Source organism: Caldalkalibacillus mannanilyticus JCM 10596 (assembly GCF_000615945.1).
GTDB classification, from domain to species: domain Bacteria; phylum Bacillota; class Bacilli; order Caldalkalibacillales; family JCM-10596; genus Bacillus_AT; species Bacillus_AT mannanilyticus.
Window position 1 is genome coordinate 70,916 of sequence record NZ_BAMO01000024.1, and the last position, 8,691, is coordinate 79,606.

Here is an 8,691-nt window from a genome sequence, read left to right on the forward strand (position 1 = left end):
CTTATCGATAGGATTAGTTGTGTATACAACTCTGAACACTCTAAAATTATATAACAAAATTCTAGAGCTTGCATCTGATGAAATCTGGTTTCAAATGAAATTTCACTTTTTGTCATAGTTTTATTAAATAGGAAGAAATGATGAAAAATAAGGAAAAATTTTTTTATTATATTTTTCAAAATAAATACGGAACATGTATAATCTTCCCTAAAAATCACCATCCTAATCAAAAAAGGGGGTGGGTTCATTGAGAAAGAAAATTGGAGTTTCATTAAGTATTTTTGCTGGTATGTTTATCGGGGCATGGCTTCTTCATCTGCAAGTAGATCGTCCAATCGAGTATTTAGAATATCGTCATCCTGAGGATCCTTCTAAGGTGAGAATTCTACAAGAAGGCGATCCGCTATATGAACAACTCAATGAGCCATTCAAGCCTAGAGAATATATTCGTATCATTAAAAACTGATAGGAGCAGATCAAGAAGCATCCAATACGTTGGATGTTTTTTATCTTTACAAAAAAATATGGTATTATTCCTAATAAGAGATGAGAGGAGTGGACTGATGTTAAAAAAGCTTTTACCGGACCTGCATGTGGATTCAATTTATGATATAGATCTGGAAGCCCTAAAGAAGCGTGGAGTAAAGGGGATTATTACGGATCTAGATAATACTCTCATTGAGTGGGACAGACCCTTAGCCACACCTAAATTAGCTGAATGGTTGAAGAAAGTACAAGAAGAAGGATTTAAGCTAATGATTGTGTCTAACAATAATTCAGCTAGAGTAGCTGCTTTTTCAGAGCCTTTAGGACTTCCATTTATCCCAGGTGCCAGAAAGCCATTTCATAAAGCGTTTAAAGAAGCCCAAAAAAGAATGAACCTACAACCACATGAAGTTGTGGTTATAGGGGATCAGTTATTTACCGATGTATTAGGAGGCAATCGCTTAGATTTGTATACGATTTTGGTTGTCCCTGTCGCTCAAAGCGATGGCTTTCTGACCCGCTTCAACCGGCGCTTAGAACGAATCGCTCTTCATTTTATGAGAAAACGCGGCATGATAACTTGGGAAGATTAGAGAGGTGTAGAAAAACAACATGGAAAAAACAATGGATCATGTGAATCAAGAGGAGATGGTCTGTGCAGGCTGTGGTGTTCACTTACAAACAGCAGATAAGGATCAAATCGGATACATACCCGCCTCCGCTTTAGAAAAAGAGGTACTAACCTGTCAGCGCTGTTTCAAGATTACGCATTATAATGAGATTACACCAGTGGAAATGACAGACGATGATTTTTTGAAGATTTTACATAAGATTGGAGAATCAAAAGGACTTGTTGTCAAAATTGTAGATATGTTTGATTTCAATGGGAGTTGGTTAAAAGGCTTACCTCGATTTGTGGGAAACAATCCTATTCTCTTAGTAGGAAATAAAGTGGACCTTCTACCTAAAAATATTAATCTGAGCCGAATGAAGAATTGGATGCAGCAATCAGCAAAAGAATTAGGGCTAAAGCCTATAGATGTGATGCTTTGCAGTGCGGCGAAGGGAATTCAAATACCTGAATTAATGGAAGCGATCGATCATTATCGAAGAGGAGAAAATGTTTTTGTAGTAGGGGCTACGAATGTAGGAAAATCCACATTTATTAACCGTATCCTAAAAAATATTGGCTTAAGTGAGGATCAATTCGTGACCACCTCTCGCTTTCCGGGGACCACTCTAGATTTAATCGATATCCCACTTGAAGATGGAAAAGCCTTATTTGATACTCCAGGAATCATCAATCGGGATCAAATGGCGCACTATGTATCGGAAAAGGAACTAAAGATCATCTCACCTCAGAAACCAATTAAATCGAAGGTGTTTCAATTAAATGCGGAACAAACCTTATTTTTTGGTGGATTATCACGCTTAGATTTTGTCAAAGGTGAGCATCAATCCTTTGTCTGCTACATGTCTAATTTGTTGACCATTCATCGGACAAAGCTGGAAAAAGCCGATGATCTTTATCAACAGCATCTAGGAGAACTGCTATCCCCGCCTTCAGGAGCTAGCTTAGAGCACTGGCCTCAAATGGTTAAGCATTCATTTAAGATACCGAATCAGGCTACTGATATCGTTTTTTCTGGACTGGGCTGGGTCACACTGAAAGGATCAGGTGCGATCGTTGATGCCTATGCTCCTAAAGGAGTATCCGTAAGTATCCGCAGGCACTTATTTAAATGATAGAGAGATGAGTAGATAGAGAGAGGAGAGAGAGCATAGTGAAGGAGAGTAAGTTATTCGGTATTTATGCACATCCGGTTCATCATAGCATGTCGCCCTTGATGCATAATACGGCATTTTCTTATTTAGAGCTTCCTTATTACTACCAAGCATTTGATATCCCACCTGAAGCCATTGAGCAAGCCATAGAAGCAATGAGGCTTCTTCATATTGGAGGAGTGAATGTATCCATCCCATTAAAGGAAAAAGTTCTTCCATTGCTCGATGAGGTAGATGCTGAAGCTCGATTAATTGGAGCGGTCAATACCATTGTCAGAGAGGAAAATGGTCTGTTAAAAGGATATAATACAGATGGAGCAGGGTATGTACAATCACTTATCGCTGAAACTGGAATTGTATTATCTTCGACAACCGCCCTTATACTTGGAGCTGGAGGAGCAGCAAAAGGGATTGCTGTTTATTTATTGAAGCAAGGCTGTTCAAGGATCTTTGTCAGTAATCGTAATCAAGAAAAAGCCATAGAGCTAGTCAGGCAGCTTGAAGCTTACATAGCGGAAAACACCTTATTAGGAAAAGTAGAAGCACTCCCTTGGGAGTCTGTAGAGGAAAAGCTTCCTGCTTTTTCATTACTTATTAATACGACACCGGTTGGTATGTGGCCTAAGGTTGAAGAAACTCCGATTCAGTTAGAGTTATTGGCACCAAATACAATCGTCAGTGATATCGTCTATAATCCGCTAAAGACTGCTTTTCTAGCTGAAGCTGAGCGAAGAGGTGCTAAGATCCACACGGGTCTAGGTATGTTTATCTATCAAGGGGCATTGGCCTTTGAGCTGTTTACGGGACAGAAGGCTCCCATTAAACAAATGAAAGAAGCGGTATTAAACCATTTACAACAAGGAGGTTAACCCAAGTGTTAACAGGAAAACAAAAAAGGCATTTACGTTCATTAGCTCATCATCTTGATCCTATTTTTCAAGTCGGTAAAGGTGGAGTGAATGAGAATTTAATTAAGCATATAGAAGATGTTCTAGAAGTCAGAGAATTAATTAAGGTTTCTGTATTGCAAAATTGTGATCAAGATAAGGATGAGGTCGCTCAGGAATTAGCTGAGGGGGCGCAGGCCGAATTGGTCCAAGTAATCGGGAAAACCATTGTCTTATATAAGGAATCAAGAGAAAATAAGCAAATTGAATTGCCTTAATTTAAGAGGAGTATGGGGAAATGAATCGAGAAGAAATGTTGGGGATCGTGCGAGAGCAGATCACTGCACACCGCTATCAGCATACATTAGGTGTCATGGAATGTGCGATTCAGTTAGCTAAGATCTATGGAGCGGATGTACAGAAAGCGGAAGTGGCGGCTATTTTTCATGACTATGCTAAATTTAGAGATATTCAAGAGATGGAGGAGATCATTCGTAACGTACCTTCCATTCCTCTTGATTTGCTTGAATATGATAAAGAATTGTATCATGCACCCGTAGGAGCTTATCTAGTCGAACATGAAGTGGGGATTAAGGACCCAGAGATTTTAGATGCTATTGCATACCATACAACAGGTCGCCCACAGATGAGTGTCTTAGAAAAAGTGGTTTGTTTGGCAGATTATATTGAACCGGGCAGACATTTTCCGGGCGTAGATGAGGTCAGGGAATTAGCTATGCTGGATTTGGACCAAGCACTAGCAAAATCGTTGGAAAATACGATGCGTTTCCTGGAAAAAAAGGGGCAGGTTATCTATCCCCTGACTAGAGGGGCTTACCTCTCTTTAACAGGTGAAAAGAAGGAAAAAAGGACAAACTAAAAGGGACATAATGTTGCACAAGGGGGAACAAGAATGGAAGTAAAGCAAATGCTAAAAACAGTAGTAGATGCTATAGATGATAAAAAAGGACAAAATCCAGTGGTCCTAGATATTCAAGGCTTATCTGTAGTAGCAGATTATTTTGTGATCTGTCATGGAAATTCTGAAACACAGGTTCAAGCCATTGCCAGAGAAGTGCGTGAGAAATCATGGAAAATGGGATTAGACCCCAAACCCATGGAAGGCTTCGATGAAGCAAGATGGGTATTGATTGATATAGGAGATATTGTCATCCATGTCTTTCACCGTGAGGAAAGAGAGTACTATAACTTAGAGAAGCTATGGGCGGATGGATTAAGAATCGAGGTTGGTGAAGCGTAATGTCCAAATTGATGGCGGGGACCTATGTAGAACTTGAGGTTGCACGAAAAGTCGAGTTTGGCTATTTTTTGACCGATGGATACGAAGATATCTTACTTCACATAGCAGAGATGAAGACAGATGAATTAACGATCGGTGAGAAATTAGAAGTGTACCTTTATCACGATCATCAAAATCGTCTTTCGGCAACAATGCATCGTGCTGCCTTAGTCTATGGAGAAGCTTCTTGGTTAAGAGTGATCGATATCAACCCAAGACTAGGCGTATTTCTGGATCAAGAGCTTCGTCGTGATCTCTTATTGCCTTATAGCGAGCTTCCCGAGGAGCGCAGTGAATGGCCACGTCTTGGAGATCATCTGTTTGTGGAGCTGACACATGACAAACAAGGAAGAATGCTGGCTAAAATGGCGAGAACCGAATTTTTGACAGCGGACTTTACTCCTGGCACGGAGGAGCTTAAAAACCAAAGCTTAGTAGGGACCGTCTACAAACAATTTCCAGATGGAGCCTTCCTGATTACAGGGGAAGGGTACTTGCTCTTCTTACCTCACAGCGAAATGGCTTCACCTGTAAGATTAGGGCAAGAACTTAAGGTTCGTGTGACCTATATTCGTGAGGATGGGCGGATGAATGCTTCGACAAAGCCGCTCAAACATGATGCTATGGATATGGATAGTGAAAAAATAGTAGAATACATGCAAGGGCGTGGTGGCTCTATGCCTTATTCGGACAAAACCTCTCCCGATATTATCATGGAGAAATTTCAATTAAGCAAAGCAGCCTTTAAGAGGGCTTTAGGCAAGCTAATGAAGGAGAAAAGGGCCTACCAAGAAGAGGGCTGGACCTATTTAAAAGAGAAAGAATGAGCTACCAAAAATTTGCTTATCTATACGATACATTAATGCAGGATGCACCTTATGATCAATGGCTTGATTTTTTTGAACAAGTGCTGGAGAAGTTTCATCATCATCCACGAAGTATTTTAGATGTAGGATGTGGAACAGGTGCCATCTCCATTCCCTTGGCTCAAAAAGGGCTTCAAGTGATCGGAGTGGATCTATCGGAGGACATGCTAGCCGTAGCACAGCATAAAAGTCAGGAAGCGGGAGTGAGTGTTCATTGGGTCCATCAGGATATGACCCAGCTTTCTCTCCCCAGTACCGTGGATACGATTCTATGTTTTTGTGATTCAATCAATTATATTTTAGAAGAAAAGCTCATTCTAGCTACTTTTCAAAATATCTATAACCACTTAGAAGAGGGAGGGCTTTTTCTCTTTGATTGCCACTCCTTATTTAAGATGGAACATATTTATGCTCAGAATACTTACGGGGTGCTGGACGCTCCCTTAACCTACCTGTGGCAATGCTACTATGATCAAGAAGAGCAAGTGGTTGATCATGAGCTTAGTTTTTTTGTTCAACAATCGGATGGAAAATATGAACGATTTGACGAATTCCACCAACAAAAAGCATATCATGAGGAAAAACTAAAAGAGATGTTACTACAGGTTGGTTTTGAGATATTGCAGGTATCTGCTGATTTCACACATGATATACCCGTAGAGAGTAGTGAACGATTATTTTTTGTAGCAAAAAAATAGCAAATTTGAAAAAGACAGACGTAGGAGGAATCAGGCATGACAAAAACCTTTACAGGGTATAATGCACAGGCAATTGAAAAGAAATGGCAACAATACTGGGAAGAAAATAAGACTTTCCAAGTAGAAGACGGCACGGGGAAGCCAAAGTTTTATGTTCTTGATATGTTTCCTTATCCCTCAGGCGCGGGACTCCATGTAGGACATGTGGAGGGATACACAGGAAGTGATATTGTTGCCCGTTATAAACGATTACAGGGCTATAACGTCCTACATCCAATGGGCTGGGATGCTTTTGGCTTACCTGCTGAACAACATGCGTTAGATACAGGAGAGCACCCGCGAGATATCACGTTTAAAAATATCGATAATTATCGCAGACAATTAAAATCACTGGGCTTTTCTTACGATTGGGATCGAGAAATTAGTACGACAGACCCTAACTACTACAAATGGACACAGTGGATCTTTCTTCAATTGTTTAATAGAGGACTTGCTTATGTAGCTGAAGTACCTGTCAATTGGTGTCCGGCATTAGGGACAGTTCTTGCTAATGAGGAAGTAATCGATGGCAAGAGTGAACGCGGAAGTCACCCTGTTATTCGTAAGCCAATGAGGCAATGGATGCTGAAGATTACAGCCTATGCAGATCGACTCTTAGAAGACTTAGAAGAGCTTGATTGGGATGAAAGCATTAAAGATATGCAACGGAATTGGATTGGGCGTTCTGAAGGGGCAGAAGTACGTTTTGAGATTGAGGGTCACTCTGAACAACTAGAAGTGTTTACGACCCGTCCAGACACCTTATTTGGTGCTACTTATTGCGTTCTTGCTCCAGAGCATCCATTTGTAGAACAAATCACAACTCCTGAGCAAAAGGAAAAGGTGCAGGCGTATCAAGAGGCAACTGCGCGAAAGAATGATTTGGAAAGAACCGATTTGGCGAAGGAAAAAACAGGAGTCTTTACAGGAGCGTATGCTATCAATCCCGTTAACGGACAAAAGATGCAGATTTGGATCGCTGACTATGTCCTGGTGAATTATGGTACAGGAGCGATTATGGCAGTTCCAGGACATGATGAGAGAGATCATGAATTTGCCACTGTTTTTCAATTGCCAATTATCGAAGTAGTTCAAGGTTCAACAGATATCCCTATCCAAACCCAAGCCTATACAGGGGATGGTCCACATGTGAACTCAGATTTTTTAAATGGTCTGCATAACAAAGAAGCGATCACCAAAATGATAGAGTGGCTTGAGCAAGAAGGGAAAGGAACCAAAAAGGTAACTTATCGTCTAAGAGATTGGCTTTTCAGCCGTCAAAGATATTGGGGCGAGCCTATTCCGATTCTTCATCTGGAGGATGGCACAATGAAGCCAGTTCCTGAGAGTGAATTGCCTTTAACGCTCCCTGATGTGGATCAAATTAAACCTTCAGGCACTGGTGAATCTCCACTAGCCAATATTACAGAATGGGTGAATACAATCGATCCAGAAACAGGATTGAAAGCGCGAAGAGAAACCAACACCATGCCTCAATGGGCAGGAAGCTGTTGGTATTATATTCGTTTTATAGATCCCCATAATAATGAAGCCTTATGCGCGCCAGATAAACAAAAAGAATGGCTGCCGGTTGACCTCTATATTGGTGGGGCTGAGCATGCTGTTCTGCATCTGTTATACGCTCGCTTTTGGCATAAAGTGCTCTATGATTTAGGTGTCGTATCAACGAAGGAGCCGTTCCATAAATTAGTTAACCAAGGGATGATTCTTGGTGAAAATAATGAAAAAATGAGTAAATCAAAGGGGAATGTAGTTAATCCAGATGATGTTATCTCTTCTCATGGAACAGATACATTACGAGTGTATGAGATGTTCATGGGACCATTAGAAGCAACCAAGCCTTGGAATACATCTGGTGTAGATGGAGCCCATCGCTTCTTAAATCGAGTATGGCGCTTGATCGTTGATGAAGAAGGACAGCTTTCTAAGACGATTCAAGAAGCTGAAGGAAGTGAAGAATTTACTCGTGTCTGGCATCAAACGATTAAAAAAGTGACCGAGGATATGGAAAACCTCCGTTTCAACACAGCGATTAGCCAATTGATGGTTTTTGTCAATGAAGCCAACAAGCAGGAAACCATTCCTAAAGGATCGATCATTGATTTTGTCAAGATGCTTTCTCCTATTGCTCCTCATATTGCTGAGGAATTATGGCAAGTGTTAGGGAAAACAGGAACGGTTACTTTTGAGGCATGGCCTGTCCACGACGAGTCTAAACTAGTGGAGAATGAAGTGGAGATTGCGGTCCAATTTAGTGGAAAAATTAAATTGCGTATGCAGGTTGCTGCTGATTTATCCAAAGAAGAGTTAGAAGAGTTTGTTTTAAAGCAGGGTCAGGTTCAAGCAGAAATAGCAGGGCGAACCATTAGAAAAATCATCGTGGTTCCTGGTAAATTAGTGAACATTGTCGTTTAGAAGATAAATTTAAAAACATATTAGCAGAAATATCCATAAAGGATAGAGGAATTTTATTTTTTCTGTAGAATTCTGTAGAGTATAGAATACCTGATCGTGGGAATTGATCTGCTAGATTACAAAAACAGCTTAGGAAGACTAGATATCTACCGAATTGTCTGTTTTTATTTGCCATTATTTGAATTGTCAGTTAG

Annotated in this window: 10 protein-coding genes; all 10 read left to right on the forward strand. The window is 40.5% G+C overall.

The window, feature by feature from the left end:
• The first annotated feature begins 247 nt into the window (after window positions 1-247).
• Complete coding sequence (locus JCM10596_RS13710; RefSeq protein WP_025027615.1) at window positions 248-466, forward strand: hypothetical protein; 219 nt, start codon at window positions 248-250, stop codon at window positions 464-466.
• A gap of 97 nt (window positions 467-563) precedes the next feature.
• Window positions 564-1,079: a YqeG family HAD IIIA-type phosphatase gene (locus JCM10596_RS13715; RefSeq protein ID WP_025027616.1), complete on the forward strand. Its 516-nt coding sequence runs from the start codon at window positions 564-566 to the stop codon at window positions 1,077-1,079.
• 19 nt (window positions 1,080-1,098) lie between these two features.
• Entirely contained in the window at window positions 1,099-2,232 is a 1,134-nt protein-coding gene (gene yqeH / locus JCM10596_RS13720; protein ID WP_234410512.1) for a ribosome biogenesis GTPase YqeH, read from the forward strand.
• A gap of 38 nt (window positions 2,233-2,270) precedes the next feature.
• Window positions 2,271-3,140: a shikimate dehydrogenase gene (aroE, locus tag JCM10596_RS13725; protein WP_025027618.1), complete on the forward strand. Its 870-nt coding sequence runs from the start codon at window positions 2,271-2,273 to the stop codon at window positions 3,138-3,140.
• A gap of 5 nt (window positions 3,141-3,145) precedes the next feature.
• Window positions 3,146-3,436, forward strand: coding sequence for a ribosome assembly RNA-binding protein YhbY (gene yhbY / locus JCM10596_RS13730; protein ID WP_025027619.1), 291 nt, complete (start codon window positions 3,146-3,148; stop codon window positions 3,434-3,436).
• A 20-nt stretch (window positions 3,437-3,456) separates the two neighbouring features.
• On the forward strand, window positions 3,457-4,038 hold the full coding sequence (gene yqeK, locus JCM10596_RS13735) for a bis(5'-nucleosyl)-tetraphosphatase (symmetrical) YqeK (protein ID WP_025027620.1): 582 nt from the start codon (window positions 3,457-3,459) through the stop codon (window positions 4,036-4,038).
• Between the two features lie 33 nt (window positions 4,039-4,071).
• Window positions 4,072-4,419, forward strand: coding sequence for a ribosome silencing factor (gene rsfS, locus JCM10596_RS13740; RefSeq protein WP_025027621.1), 348 nt, complete (start codon window positions 4,072-4,074; stop codon window positions 4,417-4,419).
• On the forward strand, window positions 4,419-5,285 hold the full coding sequence (locus JCM10596_RS13745) for a CvfB family protein (protein ID WP_025027622.1): 867 nt from the start codon (window positions 4,419-4,421) through the stop codon (window positions 5,283-5,285). The genes rsfS and JCM10596_RS13745 overlap by 1 nt, the downstream gene beginning before the upstream one ends.
• Entirely contained in the window at window positions 5,282-6,022 is a 741-nt protein-coding gene (locus JCM10596_RS13750; RefSeq protein WP_025027623.1) for a class I SAM-dependent DNA methyltransferase, read from the forward strand. The genes JCM10596_RS13745 and JCM10596_RS13750 overlap by 4 nt, the downstream gene beginning before the upstream one ends.
• Window positions 6,023-6,058: 36 nt before the next feature.
• Complete coding sequence (leuS, locus tag JCM10596_RS13755; RefSeq protein WP_025027624.1) at window positions 6,059-8,497, forward strand: leucine--tRNA ligase; 2,439 nt, start codon at window positions 6,059-6,061, stop codon at window positions 8,495-8,497.
• Window positions 8,498-8,691: the final 194 nt, after the last annotated feature.

Coding starts and splice junctions, on each gene's coding strand:
- rsfS (WP_025027621.1), top strand. CDS start 4,072: ATGGAAGTAAAGCAAATGCTAAAAACAGTAGTAGATGCTATAGATGAT.
- JCM10596_RS13715 (WP_025027616.1), top strand. CDS start 564: ATGTTAAAAAAGCTTTTACCGGACCTGCATGTGGATTCAATTTATGAT.
- yqeK (WP_025027620.1), top strand. CDS start 3,457: ATGAATCGAGAAGAAATGTTGGGGATCGTGCGAGAGCAGATCACTGCA.
- yqeH (WP_234410512.1), top strand. CDS start 1,099: ATGGAAAAAACAATGGATCATGTGAATCAAGAGGAGATGGTCTGTGCA.
- JCM10596_RS13750 (WP_025027623.1), top strand. CDS start 5,282: ATGAGCTACCAAAAATTTGCTTATCTATACGATACATTAATGCAGGAT.
- JCM10596_RS13745 (WP_025027622.1), top strand. CDS start 4,419: ATGTCCAAATTGATGGCGGGGACCTATGTAGAACTTGAGGTTGCACGA.
- leuS (WP_025027624.1), top strand. CDS start 6,059: ATGACAAAAACCTTTACAGGGTATAATGCACAGGCAATTGAAAAGAAA.